Source organism: Halorussus marinus, from assembly GCF_004765795.1.
In the GTDB taxonomy this organism is placed as follows: domain Archaea; phylum Halobacteriota; class Halobacteria; order Halobacteriales; family Haladaptataceae; genus Halorussus; species Halorussus marinus.
In genome coordinates, this window is record NZ_SBIV01000001.1 from 334372 (window position 1) to 358033 (window position 23662).

The 23662-nt window shown below is 67.9% G+C and carries 24 protein-coding genes and 1 tRNA gene; 18 read left to right on the forward strand and 7 right to left on the reverse strand.

The features are described 5' to 3' along the window. Positions 1-81 precede the first annotated feature (81 nt). The 10 genes from EPY72_RS19765 to EPY72_RS01830 all read left to right on the forward strand — a co-directional run bounded on the left by EPY72_RS19765 (position 82) and on the right by EPY72_RS01830 (position 11472). Positions 82-4113: a DNA polymerase domain-containing protein gene (locus EPY72_RS19765; protein WP_135805378.1), complete on the forward strand. Its 4032-nt coding sequence runs from the start codon at positions 82-84 to the stop codon at positions 4111-4113. 153 nt (positions 4114-4266) lie between these two features. Continuing rightward, complete coding sequence (locus EPY72_RS01790) at positions 4267-5175, forward strand: ABC transporter ATP-binding protein (RefSeq protein WP_134670685.1); 909 nt, start codon at positions 4267-4269, stop codon at positions 5173-5175. Positions 5176-5181: 6 nt separating this feature from the next. Beyond that, entirely contained in the window at positions 5182-6612 is a 1431-nt protein-coding gene (gene sufB / locus EPY72_RS01795) for a Fe-S cluster assembly protein SufB (protein ID WP_135805379.1), read from the forward strand. Next, positions 6609-7820: a Fe-S cluster assembly protein SufD gene (gene sufD, locus EPY72_RS01800; RefSeq protein ID WP_134672533.1), complete on the forward strand. Its 1212-nt coding sequence runs from the start codon at positions 6609-6611 to the stop codon at positions 7818-7820. The genes sufB and sufD overlap by 4 nt, the downstream gene beginning before the upstream one ends. A 132-nt stretch (positions 7821-7952) precedes the next feature. Further along, positions 7953-8444: a ferritin-like domain-containing protein gene (locus EPY72_RS01805; protein ID WP_135805380.1), complete on the forward strand. Its 492-nt coding sequence runs from the start codon at positions 7953-7955 to the stop codon at positions 8442-8444. Beyond that, positions 8441-8869 carry a metal-dependent transcriptional regulator gene (locus EPY72_RS01810; RefSeq protein WP_134672535.1) on the forward strand — a complete coding sequence of 143 codons (429 nt, stop codon included), beginning with the start codon at positions 8441-8443 and terminating at the stop codon, positions 8867-8869. Before EPY72_RS01805 ends, EPY72_RS01810 begins: the two co-directional genes overlap by 4 nt. A 123-nt stretch (positions 8870-8992) precedes the next feature. Beyond that, positions 8993-9065, forward strand: a tRNA-Gln gene (locus tag EPY72_RS01815). Between the two features lie 266 nt (positions 9066-9331). Then, positions 9332-9700, forward strand: coding sequence for a hypothetical protein (locus EPY72_RS01820; protein WP_135805381.1), 369 nt, complete (start codon positions 9332-9334; stop codon positions 9698-9700). 65 nt (positions 9701-9765) lie between these two features. After that, positions 9766-10491 carry an alanyl-tRNA editing protein gene (locus EPY72_RS01825; RefSeq protein WP_135805382.1) on the forward strand — a complete coding sequence of 242 codons (726 nt, stop codon included), beginning with the start codon at positions 9766-9768 and terminating at the stop codon, positions 10489-10491. Positions 10492-10761: 270 nt separating this feature from the next. Further along, entirely contained in the window at positions 10762-11472 is a 711-nt protein-coding gene (locus tag EPY72_RS01830) for an HD domain-containing protein (protein ID WP_134672538.1), read from the forward strand. A gap of 131 nt (positions 11473-11603) precedes the next feature. Here the strand turns inward: EPY72_RS01830 and EPY72_RS01835 are convergent, their stop codons facing one another. From EPY72_RS01835 to EPY72_RS01845, 3 genes are all read right to left on the reverse strand, one after another. After that, the gene (locus EPY72_RS01835; RefSeq protein WP_280177946.1) at positions 11604-12257 is read right to left on the reverse strand and encodes a LysE family translocator; all 654 of its coding nucleotides are present in this window, start codon (positions 12255-12257) and stop codon (positions 11604-11606) included. Positions 12258-12325: 68 nt separating this feature from the next. After that, positions 12326-13030, reverse strand: coding sequence for a TMEM165/GDT1 family protein (locus tag EPY72_RS01840; protein ID WP_135805383.1), 705 nt, complete (start codon positions 13028-13030; stop codon positions 12326-12328). After that, complete coding sequence (locus EPY72_RS01845; RefSeq protein WP_134672540.1) at positions 13027-13749, reverse strand: metal-dependent transcriptional regulator; 723 nt, start codon at positions 13747-13749, stop codon at positions 13027-13029. The genes EPY72_RS01840 and EPY72_RS01845 overlap by 4 nt, the downstream gene beginning before the upstream one ends. Before the next feature lie 216 nt (positions 13750-13965). On the opposite strand from EPY72_RS01845, the gene EPY72_RS19170 reads away from it, so the two are divergent. Together EPY72_RS19170 and EPY72_RS19925 are read left to right on the forward strand one after the other, a co-directional pair. Further along, positions 13966-14133: a hypothetical protein gene (locus EPY72_RS19170; RefSeq protein ID WP_167599519.1), complete on the forward strand. Its 168-nt coding sequence runs from the start codon at positions 13966-13968 to the stop codon at positions 14131-14133. A gap of 89 nt (positions 14134-14222) precedes the next feature. Continuing rightward, on the forward strand, positions 14223-14348 hold the full coding sequence (locus EPY72_RS19925; protein ID WP_280177947.1) for a hypothetical protein: 126 nt from the start codon (positions 14223-14225) through the stop codon (positions 14346-14348). Here the strand turns inward: EPY72_RS19925 and EPY72_RS01850 are convergent. Beyond that, entirely contained in the window at positions 14345-15538 is a 1194-nt protein-coding gene (locus tag EPY72_RS01850; protein WP_134672541.1) for a threonine synthase, read from the reverse strand. The genes EPY72_RS19925 and EPY72_RS01850 overlap by 4 nt on opposite strands. A gap of 123 nt (positions 15539-15661) precedes the next feature. Here EPY72_RS01850 and EPY72_RS01855 point away from each other — a divergent pair, with 123 nt between their 5' ends. Together EPY72_RS01855 and EPY72_RS01860 are read left to right on the forward strand one after the other, a co-directional pair. Continuing rightward, positions 15662-16429 (forward strand): ABC transporter ATP-binding protein, encoded by a 768-nt coding sequence (locus tag EPY72_RS01855; RefSeq protein WP_134672542.1) that lies wholly within the window; start codon positions 15662-15664, stop codon positions 16427-16429. Beyond that, on the forward strand, positions 16422-18173 hold the full coding sequence (locus EPY72_RS01860; RefSeq protein ID WP_135805384.1) for a hypothetical protein: 1752 nt from the start codon (positions 16422-16424) through the stop codon (positions 18171-18173). The genes EPY72_RS01855 and EPY72_RS01860 overlap by 8 nt, the downstream gene beginning before the upstream one ends. A gap of 6 nt (positions 18174-18179) precedes the next feature. Here EPY72_RS01860 and EPY72_RS01865 read toward each other — a convergent pair whose 3' ends face one another. Beyond that, positions 18180-18959 (reverse strand): enoyl-CoA hydratase/isomerase family protein, encoded by a 780-nt coding sequence (locus tag EPY72_RS01865; protein ID WP_134672544.1) that lies wholly within the window; start codon positions 18957-18959, stop codon positions 18180-18182. 78 nt (positions 18960-19037) lie between these two features. Here EPY72_RS01865 and EPY72_RS01870 point away from each other — a divergent pair, with 78 nt between their 5' ends. After that, entirely contained in the window at positions 19038-19538 is a 501-nt protein-coding gene (locus tag EPY72_RS01870; protein ID WP_134672545.1) for a DUF5797 family protein, read from the forward strand. Here the strand turns inward: EPY72_RS01870 and EPY72_RS01875 are convergent. Continuing rightward, a complete protein-coding gene (locus tag EPY72_RS01875) occupies positions 19535-20587 on the reverse strand; it encodes a DUF5787 family protein (RefSeq protein ID WP_135805385.1) in 1053 nt (350 codons plus the stop codon). The two genes, EPY72_RS01870 and EPY72_RS01875, sit on opposite strands and share 4 nt — an antisense overlap. Positions 20588-20702: 115 nt before the next feature. Then, positions 20703-21140, reverse strand: a complete 438-nt coding sequence (locus EPY72_RS01880; protein ID WP_134672547.1) for a bis(5'-nucleosyl)-tetraphosphatase — start codon at positions 21138-21140, stop codon at positions 20703-20705. 129 nt (positions 21141-21269) lie between these two features. Between EPY72_RS01880 and EPY72_RS01885 the strand changes: the two genes are divergently transcribed. From EPY72_RS01885 to EPY72_RS01895, 3 genes are all read left to right on the forward strand, one after another. Further along, positions 21270-21596, forward strand: coding sequence for an uS10/mL48 family ribosomal protein (locus EPY72_RS01885; protein WP_134672548.1), 327 nt, complete (start codon positions 21270-21272; stop codon positions 21594-21596). 68 nt (positions 21597-21664) lie between these two features. Then, positions 21665-22801, forward strand: coding sequence for a dihydropteroate synthase (gene folP / locus EPY72_RS01890; RefSeq protein WP_135805386.1), 1137 nt, complete (start codon positions 21665-21667; stop codon positions 22799-22801). A 105-nt stretch (positions 22802-22906) separates the two neighbouring features. Next, entirely contained in the window at positions 22907-23593 is a 687-nt protein-coding gene (locus EPY72_RS01895; RefSeq protein WP_135805387.1) for a 6-hydroxymethylpterin diphosphokinase MptE-like protein, read from the forward strand. Positions 23594-23662: the final 69 nt, after the last annotated feature.

Sequence of the window (23662 nt, forward strand, 5' to 3'; positions counted from 1 at the left end):
GGTATATGTCTTTCCCTCAGACATCTCCGGAGGGGCTCGGAAAGAGAGGGTTTTTACCCGAAAGCGCCAAACCCGGGATACATGAGCAATCCGGGGTCTGACGCGAAATTAAGCGACTTCTCCGCGGGCGCCGAGCCCGACCGCGACGCCGAGGCCGAGGCCCGGGCGGTCGCCGGCGGCGACCGGCAGGACGCCGACGCCGTCGTCGACGCCGACGACTGGCTACCCGAGGCGACCGGCCGCGTCGAACTCTCGGTGACGCAGGTCGACTACACTATCGAGGGGTCGGGCGACGACGAGACGGTCGTCGTCCACGTCTTCGGCCGGACCGAAGACGACGACCTCGAACACCTCCACGTCCACGGGTTCGAGCCGTACTTCTACGCGCCGACCGACTCGCTCGACGTTCCGCCCGAAGAGGAGTTCGACCGGCTACTCGACAGCCAAGAGACCGACGAGAACGGCGAGCCCTACGAGAGCATCCGGGGCGAACGGCTCACCAAGATCGTCGGCCAGACGCCCCGCGACGTGGGGAACGTCCGGGACCACTTCGACCACTACGAGGCCGACATCCTGTTCCCGAACCGGTTTCTCATCGACAAGGGGGTGAAAAGCGGCATCCGGGTCCCGGAGCGTCGCGACGAGGACGGCGATCTGCACTTCCACGACGACGTCGACGCGGTCGACCCCGTCGAGGTACAGGCAAGCCCTCGTGTCAGCTACTTCGACATCGAGGTCGACGACCGGTCTGGGTTCCCCGAGGACGGCGAGGAGCCGATCGTCTGTCTCACCAGCTTCGACTCCTACCGCGACGAGTACGTGGCGTGGCTCTACGACGCCCCGGAAGGCGACGCCGAAGCCCCCGAGACGCTCGACGGTTACGACCCGATCGAGGCCGTCGACGTCGAGGTGCGGACGTTCGGCGACGAGCGCGCGATGCTCGCGGCGTTCCTCGACTACATCGAGGAGACCGACCCGGACGTCCTGACCGGCTGGAACTTCGAGGACTTCGACGCTCCCTACCTCGTCGACCGACTCGACGTTCTCGCCGGCCCCCACGAGTACGACCTCGACTCGGATCGGCTCTCGCGGGTGAACGAGGTGTGGGACTCCGACTGGGGCGGCCCCACCGTGAAGGGCCGGGTCGTCTTCGACCTGCTGTACGCGTACAAGCGGACCCAGCGCTCGGAACTCGACTCCTACCGGCTCGACGCCGTCGGCGAGGTCGAACTCGGCGTCGGCAAGGAGCGGTACCCCGGCGACATCGGCGACCTCTGGGAGGACGACCCCGAACGCCTGCTGGAGTACAACCTCCGGGACGTCGAGCTGTGCGTCGAACTCGACCGCAAGCAGGACATCGTCTCGTTCTGGGAGGAGGTCGCGTCGTTCGTGGGCTGTAAGCTCGAAGACGCCACCACGCCCGGCGACGCGGTCGACGTGTACGTCCTCCAGAAGGCCCACGGGGAGTTCGCGCTCCCCTCGAAGGGCAAACAGGAGAGCGAGGACTTCGAGGGCGGGGCGGTGTTCGAGCCGATCACCGGGGTCAAAGAGAACGTGACGGTGCTCGACCTCAAGAGCCTCTACCCGATGTCGATGACCACGATCAACGCCTCCCCGGAGACCAAAGTCGACCCCGAGGAGTACGACGGCGAGACCTACCGGGCGCCGACGGGGACCCACTTCCGGAAGGACCCCGACGGCATCATCCGGGAGATCATCGACGAGACCCTCGACGAGCGCGAGGAAAAGAAGGCCCTGCGCGACGAGCACGACCCCGACACGCCGGAGTACGAGCGGTACAACCGCCAGCAGGCGGCGGTGAAGGTGATCATGAACTCACTCTACGGCGTTTCGGGGTGGGATCGGTTCCGCCTCTACGACAAGGAGGCGGCCGCCGCCATCACGGCGACCGGTCGCGACGTGATCGAGTACACGCAGGAGACCGCGACCGAGATGGGGTACGAGGTGGCGTATGGGGACAGCGTCACAGGCGAGCGCCCCGTAGTCGTTCGGGACCCCGGTGGAAACCTACGTATCCTGCCTATCGAGGACCTGTTCGAACGCGCCACTCCGACAGCGGCCGACGAGATTCTCATCACCGCCGACGGCGGTCCGGTTGCCAGCGTCGCGTCTCCGAAGGATGTCGGAACGCTCGACGGATGGGACGCGTTGTCCGTCAACGAGGTCGGGGAGACCGAGTGGAAACCGATCCAGCAGGCTATCCGTCATGAGACGGACAAACCCGTCGTCAAGCTACAGCACAAGTTCGGCGAATCGGTCACGACGCGCGATCACTCGTACGTCGTGGAAGACGACGGCGAACTCGTCGAAGCGACGCCCGAAGCCGTTGAGGAGCCGCTGCGCGTACCGGACGTACCGAACGTCGAAGCCTGCGAAGAGATCGACGTGTACGAGGTTCTCAAAGGGTACGAACGGGAGTACGAAGACGGTCGAGGAACGGGCGGAACGACGACGAAGACGAAGCGAGTTCACGCGGACGACGAGCGGGTGTGGTTCGGGCACGGCCATCACAGCGGCCTCGACAAGACGATTACCGTCCAGCGCTACATCGACCTCGATAGCGAGGACGGCGAGGCGCTACTCCGACTGCTCGGCGCGTACGTTCCCGAGGGGAGCGCATCGACGGCCGAGACCACGTCCGACAAGTTCGGCGCGAGCATCGCGGAGTCGGACCCGGAGTGGCTCGAACAGCTACGGAACGACTACCAGCGGTTGTTCGACGGGGCGACTGCGAGTGTCGTGGCGAGCGACACCCGGGACGAGCGGACGGTCGAGTACGTGACGGACGACGCCAATGATTCGGTCACGTACGACGATAGTACCCGGAAGCTACAGATGATGAACGAACTTTCGGCGGTATTCTTCCGCGAATTCGCGGGACAGACGTCTCGCGGAAAGCGTGTCCCGTCGTTCGTGTTCCACCTCTCCGAGTCGAAACAGGACGTGTTCCTCGAAACGGTCGTCGAAGGCGACGGCTCCCGGGAGTTCCCCCGTTACTCCGAGGACTACTGTGACCGGAATTTCGACTTCGAGACGGTGAGTCGTGAACTGGCTGCCGGTCTCTCGATGTTGCTCACCCAGCGCGGCGAGAAGCACTCTCTCAAGTATCGCGACGCGAAGGGCTCGTACACTATTCGAACCTGCGACTACTACCGATCTGGACGCGATCCCGTTTTGACCGAAGCAGAGCACGATGGGTACGTCTATGACCTCAGCGTCGCGGACAACGAGAATTTTGTCGACGCGCTCGGCGGTATCGTCCTCCACAACACCGACAGCGTCATGTTAGAGCTTGGCGACGTCGACAGGGAGGAGGCCCTCGACCAGTCGTTCGAGATCGAGGACCACATCAACGAGGCCTACGACGACTTCGCGCTCGGGGAACTCAACGCCGAGGAACACCGCTTCCAGATCGAGTTCGAGAAGCTCTACCGGCGGTTCTTCCAGGCGGGCAAGAAGAAACGCTACGCCGGCCACATCGTCTGGAAGGAGGGCAAGGACGTCGACGACATCGACATCACCGGCTTCGAGTACAAGCGCTCGGACATCGCGCCCATCACCAAGGAGGTCCAGAAAGACGTCATCGACATGATCGTCCACGGCGAGGACGTCGAAGACGTCAAAGAGTACGTCCACGACGTGATCGCCGACTATCAGGCCGGGAACGTCGACCTCGACGACGTCGGCATCCCCGGCGGCATCGGCAAGCGCCTCGACAACTACGACACCGACACCGCCCAAGTCCGGGGCGCGAAGTACGCAAACCGACTGCTCGGGACCAACTTCCAGCGCGGGAGCAAGCCAAAGCGCCTCTACCTCGAGAAGGTCCACCCCTCGTTCTTCGAGCGACTGGAGGCCGAGGAGGGGTTCGACGCCCGGACGGACCCGCTGTACGGCGAGTTCAAGCGCGATCCCGACGTGATCTGTTTCGAGTACGCCGACCAGATCCCCGAGGAGTTCGAGATCGACTGGGACAAGATGCTCGACAAGACCCTGAAGGGGCCGATCGAGCGCATCCTCGAAGCCCTCGACATCTCGTGGAACGAGGTCAAGACCGGCCAGGAACAGACCGGGCTGGGGAGTTTCGTCTGAGCCCGGGCGCGCTCGCCGACCGCGGATCGGCTCCCCGCGGGCGTTTCCGTTTTCGGGAAATTTATTTTCACTCGAAGAAAACCATTTACGTGGGAATGCGAAAGTATTATGGGTCGCCTGACCCATTCTCCGAACGTCTTAGGTGAACCTAACATGGCAACGCTACAACTCAAAAATCTACACGCTGAGGTCGTCGAGGCCGACGAGAAGATTCTCAACGGCGTCGACCTCGAAGTCGAATCGGGCGAGATCCACGCTCTCATGGGACCGAACGGCAGCGGGAAGTCCACGACCGCGAAAGTCATCGCCGGCCACCCCGCCTACGAGGTAACCGAGGGCGAGGTGCTCATCCACCTCGACGACGCCGACGTCGACGGAGAGATCCCCGACGACAAGCGGACGTGGAACCTCCTCGAGATGGAGCCCAACGAGCGAGCCGCGCTCGGCGTCTTCCTCGGCTTCCAGTACCCCGCCGAGATCGAGGGCGTCACGATGGTCAACTTCCTCCGGCAGGCGCTGAACGCCAAGCTCGAAGAGCGCGAGGAGCTCTTCGAGGACGAGGAGGGTGCCGACGAGGACGAGGACGAAGACGAGGCGGGCTACGACACCAGCCCGATGGAAGGCCCCGCCGACGAGGGCGAGGTCGGCGTCGCGGAGTTCCAGCAGCTCCTTTCGGAGAAGATGGAACTGCTCGACATGGACGAGAAATTCGCCCAGCGGTACCTCAACGCGGGGTTCTCCGGCGGCGAAAAGAAGCAAAACGAAGTGCTTCAGGCCGCGATCCTCGAGCCGTCTGTCGCCGTGCTCGATGAGATCGACTCCGGGCTCGACATCGACCGCCTTCAGGACGTCTCGAAGGGCATCAACGCCCTGCGCGACGAGCAGGGCACCGGCATCCTCCAGATCACCCACTACCAGCGCATCCTCGACTACGTCGAGCCCGACCACGTTCACGTCATGCTCGACGGCGAGATCGCGAAAAGCGGCGGCGCGGAGCTCGCCGAGAAACTCGAAGACGAGGGGTACGACTGGGTTCGCGAAGAAGCCTACGAGACCGCCTAAATCATCATGAGCTCAGACCAAGACCACCTACAAGAGACCAACACCGAGGAGCGCTTCGAGTTCAAAAAAGAGGAGAGCTCCGCGGTCAAGTCCGGCAAGGGCCTCACCGAGGAGGTCGTGCGGCTGATCAGCGAGGACAAAGACGAGCCCGACTGGATGCTCGACCGGCGCCTGCGTGCGCTCGAGCACTACCAGAACATGCCGTTGCCCACCGACTGGCCCGGCCAGCCCGACCTCACCCAACTCGACATCGAAGAGATCGTCCCTTACATCCGCCCCGACGTCGACAAGCGCGAGGGCGCCGACAGCTGGGACGACCTCCCCGAGGACATCCAGGACACCTTCGAAAAACTCGGCATTCCCGAGGCCGAGCGCAAGGCCCTCTCCGGGGTCGGCGCTCAGTACGAGTCCGAGGTCGTCTACCAGAACATGCAAGAACAGTGGGAGGAGAAAGGCGTCGTGTTCTGCAACATGGACGAGGCCGTCCGCGAACACGAAGAGTTAGTGAAGGAGTACTTCATGACCTCCTGTGTCCCCCCGTCGGACAACAAGTTCGCCGCGCTCCACGGCGCCGTCTGGAGTGGCGGCAGTTTCGTCTACGTTCCCGAGGGCGTCACCGTCGAAATGCCCGTCCAGGCGTACTTCCGCATGAATTCGGAGGGCATGGGCCAGTTCGAACACACCCTCATCATCGCCGAAGAGGGCAGCGAGGTCCACTACATCGAAGGCTGTAGCGCGCCCAAGTACGGCAGTCACAATCTCCACAGCGGCGGCGTCGAGGTCTTCGTGGGCGAGGACGCTCACGTTCAGTACTCGACCGTCCAGAACTGGAGCAAGAACACGTTCAACCTCAACACCAAGCGCGCGCTCGTCGAGAAGGGCGGGCGCATGGAGTGGGTGTCCGGAAGCATGGGGTCGAAGGCGACGATGCTGTACCCGTGTTCGGTGCTGAAGGGCCGAGGCGCGTCGGCGAACCAGATTTCGATCGCGTTCGCAGGCGAAGGCCAGAACATCGACACCGGCGCGAAGGTCTATCACAACGCGCCGCATACGAACTCGACGATCGAGTCCAAATCCATCAGCAAGGACGGCGGGCGCACCAACTACCGGGGGCTGGTCCACATCTCGGAGGGGGCCGAACACTCCTCGACGTCGGTGGAGTGTGACGCTCTGATGTTCGACAACGAGTCGACGTCGGACACGATGCCGTACATGGAGATCGACGAGTCGAAAGTCGACGTAGCCCACGAGGCGACGGTGGGGAAGATCGGCGACGAGGACGTCTTCTACCTCCAGTCCCGAGGGCTCGACGACGACGACGCAAAACAGATGATCGTCTCGGGGTTCATCGAACCCATCACCGAGGAACTCCCGATCGAGTACGCGGTCGAACTCAATCGGCTCATCGAACTCGAAATGGAGGGGAGCCTCGGATGACTGCGACGCAAGTCCACGAGACGATCTCGGAGGACACCGTCCGGGAGATCTCCGAGTCGCTGGGCGAGCCCCAGTGGCTCCTCGACGTGCGTCTCGACGCGCTCGACGCGCTCGAAGACCTGGAGATGCCCGACGTGATCCGGACGCCGGGCCGCGACTGGACCAACCTCCACGGGCTCGACTACGAGAGTTTCGTCGACCCCCTGAACGCCGCCGAGGACAAAGACCAGGTCGGTCCCGACGAGGTCGACGTCCTCCCGTTCGCGGACGCGGTCGACGAACACGAACCGCTCCTGAAAGAGCACTTCGGGTCGGTCATCGACCCCCAGGAGAACTATCTGACTGCGCTCTCGACCGCGCTGTTCAGCACGGGCACGGTCGTTCACGTCCCGGAGAACGTCGACGCGGAGGACGTGACGATCCGGACCACCCAGAACTCCCAGTCGCTGTTCAACTACACGCTGGTGGTCACCGAGCAGTCGAGTTCGGCGACGATCCTCGAACGTCAGGACACCGGCGAGTCGGCCGACGGCGAGCAGTACTACAGCGGCATCGTCGAGGTCGCCGCGGGCGAGAACAGCCACGTCCAGTACGGCTCGCTCCAGAATCTCGACGAGGAGACGTACAACTACACGCTCAAGCGCGGTGACGCCGACGACTACGCCACGGTCAACTGGGTCGAGGGCAACCTCGGCTCGCGGCTCACCAAGTCCTCGGTCGAGACCGAACTCAACGGCGAGGGCTCGGAGACCAAGACGGTCGGGGCCTTCTTCGGGCACAACGACCAGCACTTCGACATCGCGGCCCGCGTGTGGCACAAGACGGCCCACACGACCGCCGATCTGGTGACCCGCGGCGTGCTCGACGACGACGCCCGGTCGGTGTACGAGGGCGTCCAGGACGTCGGTCGCGACGCCTGGGACACCAACTCCTACCAGCGCGAGAACACGCTGATGCTGTCGGACACCAGCGAGGCCGACGCTTCGCCGAAGCTCATCATCAACAACCACGACACCGAGGCGAGCCACTCGGCGACGGTCGGCCAGATAGACGAGGAAGATCTCTTCTACATGACCTCGCGGGGCGTCGACGACCGGTCCGCGCGGAACATGCTGGTCGAGGGCTTTTTCGTCCCGGTCCTCGAGGAAGTCGAGGTCGAGGAACTGCGCGAGGACCTCGAAGCGAACGTCGCGGCCCGGCTCCGGTAGCCGACGCGGCCCGCTCTCGACGGTCCGACGCCGTTCGGCCCGAAACCGCCGACAACCACATCTGTTAAGTCCCCGAGAATCCGAGCTATCCACGATGACTGACGTATCGACGTTCGAGCGCGGGTGGTCGGCGTGAGCGTCGGCAACCGCGTCTCGAACGACCACCAGCTCGCTCGCCTGCTCCAGATCGGCGTGGTTCTGGAGGAAGTCGTCGAGGTGCGGGCGGCGCGTCACTACGAGACGCTGTCGGCCGACGAGCGCGACGCGGACGTCGAAACCCTGCTGGCCGACGCCCGGGAGGAGTCGGCCGACCACCGCGAGCGCCTCGAAGCCCTGATCGACCGGCTCGACGCCGATCCGGTGCCCTTAGCGGAGGTCGAGGCGCTGGTCGAGGCCCAGTACGCCCAGACGCGACCGGAGGACTTCGACGGCGTCCTCTACGATCAGCTCAACGGCGAGGAGACCGCGTACAAGTTCTACGACGACCTGATCGAAGCGATCGAAGCCAGCGAGGCCTCGTTCGCGCTCGACCGCGAGGAACTGCTCGCCACGCTGAAGGAGATCCGGGCGGAAGAGGCCGAAGGCGTCGAGGAAGTGACCGAATTTATGGAGGACCGAGCATGAACACGGCAGATCAGTATCTCAAAGCGATCTACCTCGTCCAGCGAATGGAAAACGGCCCGGCGTCGACCGGCGCGCTGGCCGACCGCCTCGACGTGAGCCCCGCCAGCGTCAACGAGATGATCGGCAAGCTCCAAGATCGCGGGCTCGCCGACCACGAGAAGTACAAAGGCGTCAGCCTCACCGACGAGGGGATCGAACACGCCCGCGAGGCGCTCCAGACCTACTGCATCATCGAGCGGTTCCTCCACAACGTCCTCGAAGTCGAGGAGTTCCCGAGCGAGGCCAAGGCCCTCGAGAGCGTCATCGACGAGACGGTCGCCGAGCGACTCGACACCATCATCGACCGTGAGCCCCAGTGTCCCGACTGCTTCGATCCGAAGGCGGACATGTGCGCCGAACTCGTCCCGGAGGGCGAGGCGGACTGACCGATCGCGGCCGCCGATTGCGATACGTTCAAGTGTTTCTTGGCGCTAGGGTGGACTGCAGTCCCGTGGTGTCGAGAGAATCGATAGATTCTCGAGGGTCACGGGACGACGAGTGACGCGAGGAGTCCCGTGGTGTAGTGGCCAATCATATGGGCCTTTGGAGCCTATGACGGCGGTTCGAATCCGCCCGGGACTACTTCTGCTGCGAGTAACACCGCAAGCAGGATATACGTGTATAAGAGCCGTCATTTTCCATCCGGGACGCCGAACGCCACCGAAGGCTCTCGGAACAGATCGCACGTCGCCGAGACGTCCCGGCCGGACTCCGTAGCGTCGGTGCGAGCGAGACGTCCTCGATCGACGCCGCATGGATTTGGTAGACCTCGATTACCCCGATTTCAGCCCGCCGCTATTCGACGGCCAGCCGACCCATAACAAAGCCGCTCGGTCCCGTCGTTTCGCGTGCATGGTCCTCTCCACAACGTCGCACCGCTTGGCCGACCGGCGTCGGCGCTCGAACGCATGGAGCTGACCCTCCTCGCGGGAGCCGGTGTTCTCGCGGCGGGGCTCTGTGTCGTCGCCGTCCGGAGGGCCGGCCGACCCCGAACGGTCGTCTGGGCCCGACTGTGCGGGGCGCTGGTCGGGCTGGCGACCCGCGATCTGTTCCGACCGCGCCACCGCGGAGGTCCGCGACCGACGCCCCGCGATCGCTCCGCGAATCGCAGTCGGGCGGTCGCCGACGGCGGCGACGGCTCGGGACGCTCGGACGACGCGGCCCGGTCGTCGCTGGTCGCCAGACTCCGGCGCCGGGTCGACGGCTGGCTCGGCTGAGTCGGCCGTCGAAAACGGCTTCCGCCGACCCATGAGTTAACTGCCTCCGAACCCTCCGACCGCCCATGACCGAACAGCGCTACCTCCCCGACGAAGACGGCGTGACGGAGTTCGAGGCGACGGTGACCGAGGCGACCGACGACTACGTGATCCTCGACGGGACCTACTTCTACCCCGAGGGCGGCGGCCAGCCCGCCGATAGGGGTTCGCTGTCGTGGGACGGCGGTCACGCGGCGGTCCGAGACGTCCGGAAGAATCACGGCGACGTTCGCCACTACGTCGAGGAGATCGAGGGCGAAGTCCCCGAGTCGGGCGCGACGGTCCGCGGAGAGATCGACGCCGAGCGCCGGGCGGCCCACCGACGGATGCACACCGCCCAGCACGTCGTCTCGCGGGTAGTTCTCGACGAGTACGGCGGCGAGACCGCGGGCAACCAGATCCACGCCGACCGGTCGCGGATCGACTTCGAACCCGTCGCGTTCTCCGAGGACGACGTCGAGGCCATCGAGCGGACCGCCAACGAGATCGTCGCCCGCGACCTCGCCGTGACGAAGGCCGAGCGCCCCCGGGAGGAGGCCGAGCGGCGGGTCGACGACGGCCGGGCGTTGCTCGATCTCATCCCCGACAGCGTCGACCCGCTTCGGGTGGTCGAGATCGAAGACTACGACTACTGTCCCTGCGGCGGGACCCACGTCGACAGCCTCGGGGAGATCGGCCGGATTCGGATCACCGACTGCGAGTCGAAGGGCGCCGACACCGAACGCATCGAGTTCGTGCTGGACGACGCGTAGGGGTCGAGTGTTCGAGCCGCGACTCCGGGATCGAAGGGCGGCCGAGTCGGATCGCGTCGGACCGGATCAGGCGATCGAAGCGTCCGCGCCCTGACGGGACGGTGACACACCACACGCACAATCGACCCCGAGCGAATCGCCCGTAAGGGGGCTGAGACGAGGCGGCGCTCGGCGAAGCGCCCGGAATCGCGGCGTCGTAACTCTAAAGAGTCAATCATTCGTTTATACGAGTAAGAATGAGTACCGAGCGCAGACAACCGGGGTGGTTCGGTGGGCGTTGAAATCAAGGAGTCGCCCGTCACCGACTCGGAGTTCGAGGCGATGCAGGACTTCGTCTACGAGTATCTGGCGGCGAGCGTCGAGAACGAAGAGGGCGGCGGTCGGATGCGGTGGTACCCGTGGCACTCCGCGGAGTACCGGTTCAACCACATCCTCAACGTGGTCGACCTCACAGAGACCATCGCCGAACAGGAGGGCGCCGACGTGGACGTCGCGCGGGTCGCCGCGCTGTTTCACGACATCGCCAAACTCGACGCCGATCAGGACGTCCACGCCGAGGAGGGCGCCCGGATCGCCCGGAAGTACCTCCAGACTCACGGCGACTTCCCCGAATCGTTCATCGAGGCGGTCTGCAAGGCCGTCGAGAACCACTCCTATCAGGGCGACCTGACCGACCTGCCCAAAGAGACCCAGTGTCTCATCGAGGCCGACCTGCTCGACAAGGTCGGAGCCAACGGGACGGCGCTGATGTTGCTCCGGATGGGCTACGAGGCCCGCACCCACATGGACGCCGCCGAGATGGTCGACCGGGTGATGAAGCGGGGCAAGGACGCGGCCGATCGCGTCGAGACCGACACCGCCGAGGGCATCGCCCACCGGCGGCTCAAGCGGGTCAAGTGGTTCCGCGAGTGGCTCGAAGGCGAGGTCCCCGAGATGGACCACGAGCCCGACTCCTCGCCACGGAGCTACGAGCGGCCGTAGTTCGGGGCGATCGCTCCCGCGCGGCGCGATCTCGCCACGGCTAACGAGCGACCGGGAGACGTCGCGACCAGCGGCGAGCGAACCGACCGCCGCGCACGTAGCCCGTGCGCCCGCGCCGAGTCGGACGGCGCCTACGTCGCGATCCCGACCGCCTCCGAGAGGAACGAGAGCCCCGCGAGCGCCAGCACCGCGGCGCTCGCGTAGGCGACCACGGGCGCGAGCGCGTCCACCCGACGGCCAGCCGCGACGAGCGCGGCGGGGAAGCCGGTGATCCAGACCGCGATGCCCGCGAAGAACCCGACGACGATCACCGGGCTCCCGGTCGCGACGGTGAGCCCGCCGAGCGCGTCGGTCGAGACGGTCCCGGGATCGAGCAGGCTCACGCCCGCGGTCAGCCACCACAGGATCTGGTAGGGGTTGGTGAGCGCGAGCACGAACGCCTTCTGGAACCCCTTGCTATCGTCGGCCACGTCCGAGGGGTCGCCCGTGAAGGCGTCGCTGGCGTCGCTGGCCGCGCCGTACGCGAAGTAAAGCATCAGGAGGCCGCCCGCGGCGAAGAGCGCGCCCTTGACGACCGGCACGTCCCGGACCACCGCGACGACCCCGAGCAGTGCCAGCATCAAAAAGCAGGCGTCGGCGGACATCGCGCCGAGTCCGGCTCGGAACCCCGAGCGCCACCCGCGAAGGACGCTCTCCTCGGCGATGATCGCGTTCATCGGGCCGGGCGGGGCCGCCAGCGAGAGGCCGAGCGCGACCCCTGCCAGCGCCGAGACCAGCGGTTGCACGAGTCACGAGTTGGCCCCCGTCCGTCAAAAGGCCTGCTACACCGGCAGACGCGTCGGCCGAGCCGACCTCAGACCGCCGCGAGGACCGCGGTCGAGACCCCGCCGACGATCTGCTCCCAGACCGAGAAGCCGGTCACCAGCGCGAGTGCGGTGTCGGCCGCGAAGAACGCGAACAGCGCGGCGGCGAAAAAGTGCGCCTTCCGGGCGTCGAACCGACCGGAGAACCGGTGGAAGAAGTAGGCGTTCGCGAGGCTCACCGGGATGATGGCGGCCATCTCGCCGACCCAGATTGCGGGGGTCGCGCCGAACCGGGCGGCCAGCCCGATCGTCACCAGTTGGGTCTTGTCGCCGAACTCGCCGGCGGCCATCAGCAGGAAGATCGGGACGAAGCCGCCGAACGACGACGAGAGGTCCCGGCCGAAGACGGTCGGGAGGTCGACGTCGGGCGAGAGCGTCGCGACCCCGCCGTCGGATTCGAGCCCGCCGGTGGCGTCGCGGGCGGGCGCCGACCGCCACAGCAGGACCGCGAACGCGAAAAAGAGGACCGCGGTGAACGCATCGAGGACGTTCGGCGGGAGCGCGTTCTTGAGCGCCTGTCCGAACAGGATCTCTAGCGCGGTCCACCCCGCGAACGCGGCGCCGGCGGCGCTCACGACGACGATCGGCCGGAACCGGGTCGAGAGCCCGGCGATGATGAACTGGACTTTCTCGCCGGGCAACACCGCCAACTGGGCGACCGCCGCCACGATCGCGATTTCGAGCCAGCCGGTCACGCGCCGCCCACCCCGGATTCGGGAGTCGCGGTCTCGGAGTCACCGCTCCGGACTCGGATCGACGCCGCGACCGACTCGGGGAGGCTCTGCTCGCGTCGGTCGTCGGGGGCGGCCTCGCCGCCGCGGATTCGAACGGTGACCATCCCGAACGGCGCGACGTCGACGACCTCCAGCCGGGTGCCGGGCGCCACGCCCGCCTCCGAGAGGTATCGGAGCTCCTCGTCGTCGCGGTCGCTCACCCGGGCGACGACGACAGTCTCGCCCTCGCCGTGGTCGCTCAGGGGCGTGGTGTCGTCGTCCTCGATCGGGGCGAGGTCGGCGTTCGGGATCGGATCGCCGTGCGGGTCGACTTCGGGATCGCCGAGCGCCTCGGCGACCCGGCGCTCGAACTCCTCGCTGATGTGGTGTTCGAGCCGGTCGGCCTCGTCGTGGACCTCGCTCCACGCGTAGTCGAGGTGTTCGTTCAGGTACGCCTCCAGCAGTCGGTGGTGGCGCAACACCTCCAGCGCGACCGTCTCGCCCTCCGGGGTGAGCTCGACGCCCTTGTACTTCTCGCGCTCGACGAGTTCGCGCTCTTCGAGCTTCTCGACCATGCTCGTGACCGTGGGCGGGGTCACGTCGAGGTACTCCGCGATGGCGGAGGTGGCCACCGGGTCGCCGTCCTCGGTCTGGAGCGTGTAGATCGCCTTCAGATAGTCCTCCATCACGTCGCTCAACATCTTCGTGGGTCGTATTAGGCTCGTCTAAAGTATAAATTTGTCTGTCCGTCACTTCGCGTTCGGTGTGGGCGAACTCAGGCGGTCGGTCGGCCGGGACGACGCCCCGACGGGTCGACCGGTAGCCGGCGACCTGCGAGTCGTGCGATTCGGCGGGCCGGGTCTGTCGGGACCCGTAGACGGCGTATAACTAACGGTCCGGCCGACGTCGGTGGGGGTATGTCGAAAGCCGACGCGAGTATCGGATGTCCGAACTGCGAGTCGCCCGCCGTCGACGTCTCGGAGGCAACCGACCGGACGGCGGCGTTCGGCGACGGCCAGCGCCTGAAGGGGACGAGCGTCGACTGTCGCAACTGCGGTGACGAGTTCGAGCTGTACTTTTACTGACTGTTTCGGTTCGTTCGACCTCGGAACGGACCGCCTGACGCGAGGGTAGACGGCGAATAACGATGTGGAACCCGGGCGTCGGTGAAGCCATGTCCGACTCCGAATCGAACGGACGCATCACCGAAAACCGCGACGACGGCCGACTCGAACTCCGGTCGAAGGGCTCGCCCGAGGCGTGGATCCAGTGTGAGAACCCGGCGATCGTCGAGCGCTAGATCCCCTTGCTCATCAGGTGGCTCCGGAGCACGTCGTCGTCCTTGTTGCCGGCGCCGGTGTTGAGCAACACCACGGTGTCGTCGTCGTCGAACTCCCCGCGGCGCGCCAGCTCCCACGCCCCGCTGGCGGCGGCCGCGCAGGTCGCGCCCATCTCGAGGCCCTCCTGCTGGGCGACCGCGATCGCGCTGTCGAGGATCTCCTCGTCGCTGGTCGCGACCGCGCCGCCGTCGCTCTCCCGGAGCGCGTCGAGTATCATGGGGCTCGCGCCGGGGTCGGGGATCTCGATGCCCCCACAGATGGTGTCGGGGACCTCCCAGACCTCGTGGACGTCTTTGCCCTCCTCGAACGCCTCGACCACGGGCGCACACCCCGACGACTGGGCGGCGTACATCGCCGGGAGCTCGTCGGTCAGCCCGAGTTCGCGAAGCTCCGTCGCGGCCTTGTGCATCCCGACGAGCCCGACCCCGCCGCCGGTCGGGTAGACCACCGCGTCGGGCACCTCCCAGTCGTTCTGTTCGACGACCTCGTACAGCATCGTCTTCTTGCCCTCGTGGCGGTACGGCGTCACGAACGTCTTGACCGAGTACCAGTCGTCGCGGTCGGCCATCGCGTCGGCGTAGGCCTCGCCGGCGTCACCGATGCGGCCCTCGACCACGTTGAGGTCGCCGCCGTGGACGTTGACCATCGCCTTGTTGGTGAACCCCGCCCGCGAGGGGAGAAAGACGTGCGAATCGAGGTCGGCGCGGGCGGCGTACGCCGCGGCGGCTTGGCCCGCGTTGCCCGCGGAGTTGAGCGCCACGTCGGTCGCGCCGTGCTGGACCGCCGCGGTGATCGCGGCCGCCTGCCCGCGGTCCTTGAACGTCCCCGTGGGGTTTCGCCCCTCGTCTTTGAGCAGGACTCGCCCGACTCCGAGTTCGTCGGCGAGGCTCGGACACTCGACGAGCTGGGTCGCGCCCTCGTCCATCGAGACGGCCGCAGACCGGGCGAACGGGAGCAACTCCTCGTAGCGCCACATCGACTCGAACGGCCGGGAGTCGAGCTCCTCGCGGGTCAGCTCGATCGCCTCGTAGTCGTACTCGGGGTCGAGGATGCCGTCGCAGTCCGGACATCGGTGGGTCGCGGTCCCGGCGTCGAACGTCTCGCCGCAGTCGACGCACGTCAGTCCGACGAACGCCTCTGTTGTCTCCATGCGCGGGAGGTTCGGAGTCGAGCGACTAATCGCTACCCCTTCGGGACCGACCCGGGCGCGGTCGCCGATCCCGGGAGCGCCGACTTTTATCAGCCCGATAACCATAGTGGGACACGATCGACGATGGCCGCGATCCAGACGACAGCGCTCACGAAACGCTACGGGGAGACCCTCGCGGTCGACGAACTCGACCTCTCGATCCCCGCGGGCACCGTCTACGGCTTCCTCGGTCCCAACGGAGCCGGCAAGACCACCACCATGCGGATGCTCACCGGGCTCGCGCGCCCGACCAGCGGCTCGGGCGCCGTCGCGGGCGTCGACGTCACCGACCGCGACGGCCTCCGTCCCCACATCGGGTACCTGCCCGAAGAGCCCCCGCTGTACGAGCAGGCGACCGGCTACGAGCAACTCGAATACGTCGCGGGCCTGCGCGGCATGGCCGACGACGCGACCCGCGACCGGATCGACCGGCTCCTCGGGGAGCTCGATCTCGCCGACGACGCCGCGACCCGGATCGCCGACTACTCGAAGGGGATGCGCCAGAAGGTCGCCTACGTGCAGGCGGTGCTCCACGACCCCGACGTGGTCTTTCTCGACGAGCCCACCTCCGGGCTCGATCCGCGGGCCGCCCGCACCATTCGGGAGATGATCCGCGGGCTCGCCGACTCGGGGACGACGGTCTTTCTCTCGACCCACATCCTGCCGGTCGTCGAGGCGGTCGCCGACGAGGTCGGTATCCTCTACGACGGCCGACTCGTCGCCGAGGACGCCCCCGACGCGCTCGCGCGTCGGGCCGAGGCCGGCGCGACAGGCACGCTCGAAGACGCGTTCCTCGACCTGACGGCGACCGACCCCGCCGCCGACGCGAGCGCGGAGGCGACGGATGGCTGAGCCGGGGTGGCCGCGCCACGCCCTCGACGTGGGTCTGTTCGAGTTCCGACGCTCGGTCCGGGCGATCTGGGCGGACAAGGCCCGGTTCGCGCTCATGTCGCTCGGCGTGGTGATCCCGTCGGCGTCGCTCGGCGCCTTCGTCGTGGTGTTCGCCGACGCGATTCGCGGGGTCGACGCGCTCGCGCTCCCCGCACAGCTCCGGGGCACCGTCGCGCTGTTCTGGCTGTTCGGGGTCTTCGTGGTCGGCCAGCGTGTGGCGTCGGCCCGCACCCGGGTCGACGCCGAGCCCCTGATGCTGACGACCGTCTCGGCACGCACGATCGCGGCCGGACTCGCGATCGCCGAGACCCTCCGGATCTTCGCCTACCTCGGGCTACCGGTCCTCGTGGCTACCGGGGCGGCGGTCTACCTGTTCGAGTCGGTCGCCAGCCTGGTGGCGGTGCCGGCGGCGGCGCTCTTGTTCACCGCGACCGCGGTCGTCGTCGGGTCGACCGCCGGCTACGCGGTCGCGCTGTTGGTCGCGACCTCGCGGTTCGTCGCCCGTCACAAGACGGTGCTGGGATCGGCGGCCTCGCTGGGTGCGATGGGGCTGTACTTCCTGTTTCTCTACCCGGAGCTCGGCGGCGTCAGTCAGGCGTGGCTCGCGTGGCTCCCGGTTGGGTGGTTCGTCGACCTCGCGGCGGTCGGGACGCCGCTCGTCGGCTCCCAGACCCGGACGCTCGTCGTCTTACCGGCGAGCCTCGCGATCCTCGCCGCGGGCGGCGTCGCGGTCGAGCGGACCGCGGTCTCGCTCTGGTTCACCGATCCCGTGAGCGTCGAAGAGTCCGAGGGTCCCGCCCCCGAGACGTCGGGCGCGAGCCGACCCGACGCGCTCGCGGCGGCCGTCGCGCCGCTCGCGATCCCGCGGGCGGTCTCGGTCCCGGTCCGGCGGGTCGGCGAGTGGGCGCTCCTCCGGACCCGCCGGGACCCAAACCGGCTGACCTTCCTGTTTCTCCCCGTGCTGGCGGTCGGGAGCGCGATCATCAGCTCGGGGCTCCAGTCGGGCGCGATCGGCGCGCTTCTCGCCCCGATCGCCGCGGTCGTGGTGCCGTGGCTCGCGGGCGCGCTGTTCGCGATGAACCCGTTCGGCGACGAGGGCGCGGTGTTGCCGGTGACGCTCACGGCGGTCTCGGGCCGCCAGTTCGTCCGCGGGCTGATGGTGCCGGGGGCGGTCTACGGCCTGCCGATCGCGGTCGTCGCGACCGGCGCGGCGACCCTCGCCTCCCCGTACGGGCTCGCCGAGCGGGCCGGGCTGGTCGCGCTGGCCGCGTACGCGACGTGCGTCTCGGTCGCGGTCGCGCCCGCGATCGGGATGGCCCTGCCCCGGTTCAGCGCGATCAGCGTCGGCCAGAGTCGCGACGTGCTTCCGCCCCGGATGACCGCGGTGATCGCCCACATCGCGGTGACCGCACTCCCCGCGGGCTGGCTCGCGGCTCTCGTGGTCGCCCCGCGGATCGCACGGGCGGCGCTCGCGGTCGTCTTCGGCTTTCTGCCGGCGGTGGTGCTCGGACTCGCCAGCCGATCGAGCGACGGCGCGCTGGCGGCGGCCGGCGAGCAGTTCCGCGAGGTCGCGGCCCAGATTCAGGCGATCGGTCTCGATCAGTTGTGGCTGGTCGGCGCCGCGGTGGCGGTCGCCGGCGCGGTCGTCGCCGCCCTGCTGTACGCGAACGCGGTCCGCCGGTTCGACGGCTACGCGCCGCCGTGAGCCGGGCTACTCCCAGTCGGGCTCCCGGTCGTCGAGGAACGCCGCCATCCCCTCGCGCTGGTCGTGGGTGCCGAACAGGCCGCTCCACGCCCGTCGCTCGTAGCGCAGGCCGGCCTCCTGACCGGTCTCGTGGGCCTGATTGAGCAGTTCCTTGGCCGTCCGGAGCGCGTAGGCGGGCTTGGCCGCGAGGTCGGCCGCGAGGTCGGCGACGTGGTCGTCGAGCTGATCGGACGCGACGACCTCGCCGACCAGCCCGTGCTCGTGGGCGTCCTGGGCGTCGATGCGCTCGCCGAAGAAGATCAGCCGACGCGCGATCTCGTCGCCGACCAGCCGGGGGAGCCGCTGACTGCCGCCCCACCCGGGGACGATCCCGAGGTCGATCTCGGTCTGGCCGACCACGGCGTCCTCGCTGGCGACCCGGAGGTCGGCCGCGAGCGCGAGCTCGCACCCGCCGCCGAAGGCGTAGCCGTTGATCGCCGCGATCACCGGCGCGGGGAACCGCTCGATCTTGTCGGCGACGCGGTGGCCCAGTTCGGCGTAGGCCTGCGCCTCGGGCGTCGAGAGTTCGCGCATGTAGCCGATGTCCGCGCCGGCGACGAACGCGTCGTCGCCCGCGCCGGTGAGCACGAGCGCCCGGGCGCCCTCCCGCTCGGCCTCCTCGAGCGCGTCCTCGATGGCTTCGAGGGTGTCGACGTTCAGCGCGTTCAGCCGGTCCGGTCGGTCGACGGTCAGGGTCGCGACGTCGTCGGAATCGAACTCGAGGCGAATGGTCTCCCAGTCGGACATACCCGTCGGTACGGACGCTCGCCGAATAATCCTTCCCTTCCGGAAAGCGGAAATATCACCCCGCCGTAGCGCCGACCGATGACTCTCTCGGAGGAGGCCCGCGAGCGGCTCGCCGATCTGGTGGAGCTACAGCCGACGAAGAACGCCGAGCTACAGGACCGCTGGGGTCTCGAAAGCGGGAGCGAGGTCCACGGCTACCTCGAAGACGAGCTCAAAGAGTACTACTACCGCGACGACAACAGCCTCATCCGGGCGACCGCCGAGGCCGCCGACCTCGTCGACGTCGAGCCCGGGGTCGAGAGCGACGAGGAAGGCGGGGTCCCCGACGTGATCCGAGTGCCTCGGCTCCAACAGCAGGTGTTCGAGGTCGTCGCGGGTCCCGACGAGGACTCAGAGAGCGTGGTGTCGGTGTTGAACAAGCTCCGGGAGGCGTTCGACGTCGACCCCGAGGCCGAAGACGTCCGGAGCGCGCTCCAGAGCCTCCGGCGAAAGGGGGTCGTGGAAGTCGTCTATCGGACCGTGCCGACGTTCCGGCTGGCGGTCGAGCGCGACGCGGTCGCCGTCGAGCGCTCGGATTAATCCGGGCGCTCGCGCTCGCGTCGCCGTCCGAGTAGTCGCCGAACCCCCTTTCCCGGGCCGCCCTCGATCGGCCAGCCGCCGGTCCGCCACTGGGGCGGCTCCGGGGAGAACTCCGGACACGACCCCGAACAGGCCGCCCCGGTCTGGTGACAGTCGTTCGCCCCGCAGTAGGGCAACAGCGCCCGGCCGTCGCGTCTGAGCTCGAAGTGCCGACAGTCCGGGCGCATCGTGTCGGCGAACGACCGCCACCCCGTCTCGTAGGCGCGCTCGGCGATTTCCAGCCGCTTGTCGGCCTTCCACTCGGGGTCGGCGTACTCGAAGGTCGCCGCCGAGGCGTCGTACTCGCCGCCCTCGGGACGGTCGAGGATCCGGGTGCCGGGCGCGTCGGCGTCCAGCGACCGGGGAAACCACTCGACGCTCGCCCGCGTCTGCGCGTCGCCCTCGGCGTCGACGGTCAGGATGCCCGCCTCGACCGGGACGCCCTCCAAGAGCGCGGGCTCGACGCGCTCGCCGGTCGCGCGGGTCGCCACCCACACCTCGTCGGCGAGCGACAGCGCCACGTCGTACTCAAGTTGAGAGCCCAGAGCGCGGGCCGCGCTCGCGTCGAGGTCGGGCTTGTTCTCGATCGCGACGATCCGGTCGACCCAGTCGGGGTAGGCCCACTTCCGGCGAATCTGGAGCCGGTTTCCCGACTTGCGGGTGTCCAGAATCCCGCGGTCGGCAGCGCGGTGGATCGCCTCCCGGACGTAGCGCCACGGGTAGCCGGGGTCGGCCAGCGCCTCGCGGTACCACGCCCACTCGGCCGGGGCGTCCCGGAGGACCGCGAGCAGGTCCGAGTCGAGGCGCTCGGGGCCGAAGTTCCGGCGCCGGGCGAGCCCCTCGGGATCGACCTCGACGACGATGGTGTCCCACCGGCGGCGTCTGGTCCCGAGCTGGCGGGCGACGAGCGCGGGACGCGCCGTCGACTCGCCCGGGGGCCACTCGCGTTCGGCCCACCGGCAGGTCCGCAACTCGAAGACGAACTCGGGGTCGGCGTCCGCGTCGGTCACGGTGGCGGTTGGCGTCGGGGCGGCCTAAGTGGTTCGGAACCCGGGGACGCTCCGGGCGCGAGTTCCGAGCGCGGCTGACGCTTCGAGGGCGTCGGCCCTTCGGGGCGACGACGACTCAGATGTCGCCGTTCTCCTCCTTCTCGTTGAGGAACTCGTGGGCGTCTTCGAGGATCTCGCGGGGGCCGTCCTGCGTGATCGTGTTGATCGCCTGATCGTAGTCGCGCCACTGGTGGTCCCGATGCTCGTGGGAGAGCTCGGCGCTCGCCTCGTAGGACTTGGCGACGAACAGGTGGACCGTCTTGTGGATGGTGTCGCCGTTGGCCTCGAAGACGTAGTCGTAGTCGTCGCGAAAGCCGTCGAGCAGTCGGAAATCCTGGATGCCAGACTCCTCTTTGACTTCCCTGATCGCGGTCTGCTGTAGCTCTTCGTCTCCCTCGACGCCGCCCTTGGGGAACTCCCAGTCTCCCGGTCGGCTCTTCAGGAGAAGGTATTCGCGTCGACCGCGGGTGTCCCGGTAGAGGATCGCACCCGCGCTCGTGGCTTGAACCGTCATTTGATGGGTTCTATACGGCGGTGCGTTAAGAGAATGTCGGAGACCCGCGCAGTCGAAGAGGTCCGCGAACCGAGAGCAGTCGATTTACGTACCTCGACGCTGAAGGGGACGGACACCCAGCACCCAGCCATGACCTTCGTAACCAGAATCCGACTCCAGAGCGGGAATCGCCCCGCGCTGGAGCACGTCGTCGACGAGATTCGCACGAAAGCAGAACGAAAGGGCGCCGAGCTCCGCGGCCCCCACTCGGCCCCGCCGACCGACCTCACGGTCCCCCTGTACAAGACGACCGACGGCGACCAGTCTCGCCACTTCGGCTCGTGGGACTACACCGTCTACACTCGCCAGCTCGAGATCGTGGGTCACAACGACCTCGCACGGCGGGTGGCCGAGTTCGACTTCCCCGAGGGCGTCCACGTCGAGGTCGAACTCGAACAGATCGAGCAGATGGCCTGAGCCGGCCCCGTCCCCGGCTCCGGCTCCGAAGCGACTCTCTTATTGTCTCTCGGCCGACCGTACCCCACATGCAGAACGTCTCCGCCGCGGGGCTGGGCATCGGCGACGACCACCCGCCCCGGATCATGGGCGTGTTGAACGTCAGCGCCGAGTCGCCGTACGACCCGAGCGTCTACGACGACCCCGGCGAGGCCGCGGCGTACGTCGACACCGAGCTCATCGACGAGGGCGCAGACATCGTCGACGTGGGGCTCGAATCGGCGAACAAGCGCTTCGAGGTCCTCTCGGCCGACCAGGAGCTCGACCGGCTCGACACCGCGATCGAGACCATCGAGAGCGTCTCTGGCGACGCGGTGTTTTCGATCGAGACGCGCTACGCCGAGGTCGCCGACGAGGCCCTCTCGCGGGGCTTCGACATGGTCAACGACATCTGTGGCTTCGCCGACCCCGAGATGCCCGCTGTCTGTCGCGAGCGCGACGCCGCGGTGGTGAAGATGGCGAGCCCGCCCGATCTGGAGCGGCCCGGGGCGGTCGAGAAGCCCGACGACATCTACGACGCCCTCGAACGGGGCGGGCTGACCGACAAGACCGTCGTCGACCCGGCGTTCGGCGGCTGGTCGGAGGCCAAGACGCTCGAAGACGACCGCGAGACGTTCCGCCGGCTCCGGGAGTTTCGCGGGCTCGACCGACCGATCCTCGTCTCGATCAACCGCAAGAACTTCCTCCGGGAGCTCGCGGGTCGCACGACCGAGGCGGCGCTACCGGTCTCGCTGGCGGCGACCGCGATGGCGGTCGAGCGTGGCGCCCACGTCGTCCGGACCCACGACGTGGCCGAGACCGCCGACGCCGCGAAGATCGGGTCGGCGTTCGCCCGCGACCGCGTCCGGGACACCGGCGTCGGCGTCGAGGAACTCGACGTGACGACCGCGGGCGAGGCGTCTCGGCACCTCCACCGCGTCGGCGCCGACGAGTCGGTCGCCGAGCGCGTCCCGGTCCGCGTCTTCGAACTGACCGGGCTCGCCGACGCCGACCGGGACGCGCTCGCGGCGGCCGCGGCCGACGCGGGCGTCGCGTTCGCCCCCGGCGACGCCGGCTGTATTCTGGCGGGGTCGCCGGCCGATCTCGACCGGCTTCGAACCCTCTCTACGGGCGGCTCGGACCGTCTCGACGCCGTCTTCGATGCTGTCAGCGAGCCCGAACGGTAAGAGAAAACTTATGCCGGGCGAAAAACAACCCCCGGTGGGAAGCCGGAAGGGCGTCCGCGGGTAGGGGTACTTGCAGACGAACTTCCGGCTCAGACGGTTCTGACAATGCACTACGACACCTGGAGCCCCGTCTATCGGGAGTTACTCGACGACTTGGGCTACGACCGGGCGGGCGACGAGCGGGCCCGCGATCGGCTCGCGGAGTTGACCGAGCCGTTCGACTGCGAACTGCTCGACGTCGACGGCGACCGAGTCGCCGTAGCTGGGGCGGGCCCCTCGCTGTCCGACGAACTCGACCGGGCCCGCGAGGCCGACGCGGTGGTCGCCGCCTCCTCGGCCGCCGACGTCCTCCGGGCGGCCGGCGTCGGGGTCGACTGCGTGGTCACCGACCTCGACAAGACCCCCGAAACCGCCCGCGAGCTCGCCGCCGAAGGCGTCCCCGTGGCGGTTCACGCCCACGGCGACAACGTCTCGGCGGTCGAGACGTGGGTCCCGCGGTTCGACGCCGAGGCCGTGCTGGCGACGACGCAGGCCGAGCCGGTCGGCCACGTCCGGAACTTCGGGGGTTTCACCGACGGCGACCGGGCGGCGTTCCTCGCTGACCACCTCGGGGCGGCCGAGCTCGCGTTCGTCGGCTGGGACTTCGACGATCCGTCGGTGAGCGCCGAGAAAGCCGAAAAGCTCGGGTGGGCCGCCCGCCTGCTCCGCTGGCTGGAGCGCCGACGCGGCGAGTCGTTCGCGGTGCTCGACGGCCGGCGCGCCGAGCTGGACGTGAGCGATTTCCCGGCGTAGCTGGCCGAGAAAAGTCGTGAGACGGTCGCTGGTCGAATCGAGCGCGAGCGATCGTTCGTCCGCCGCGGT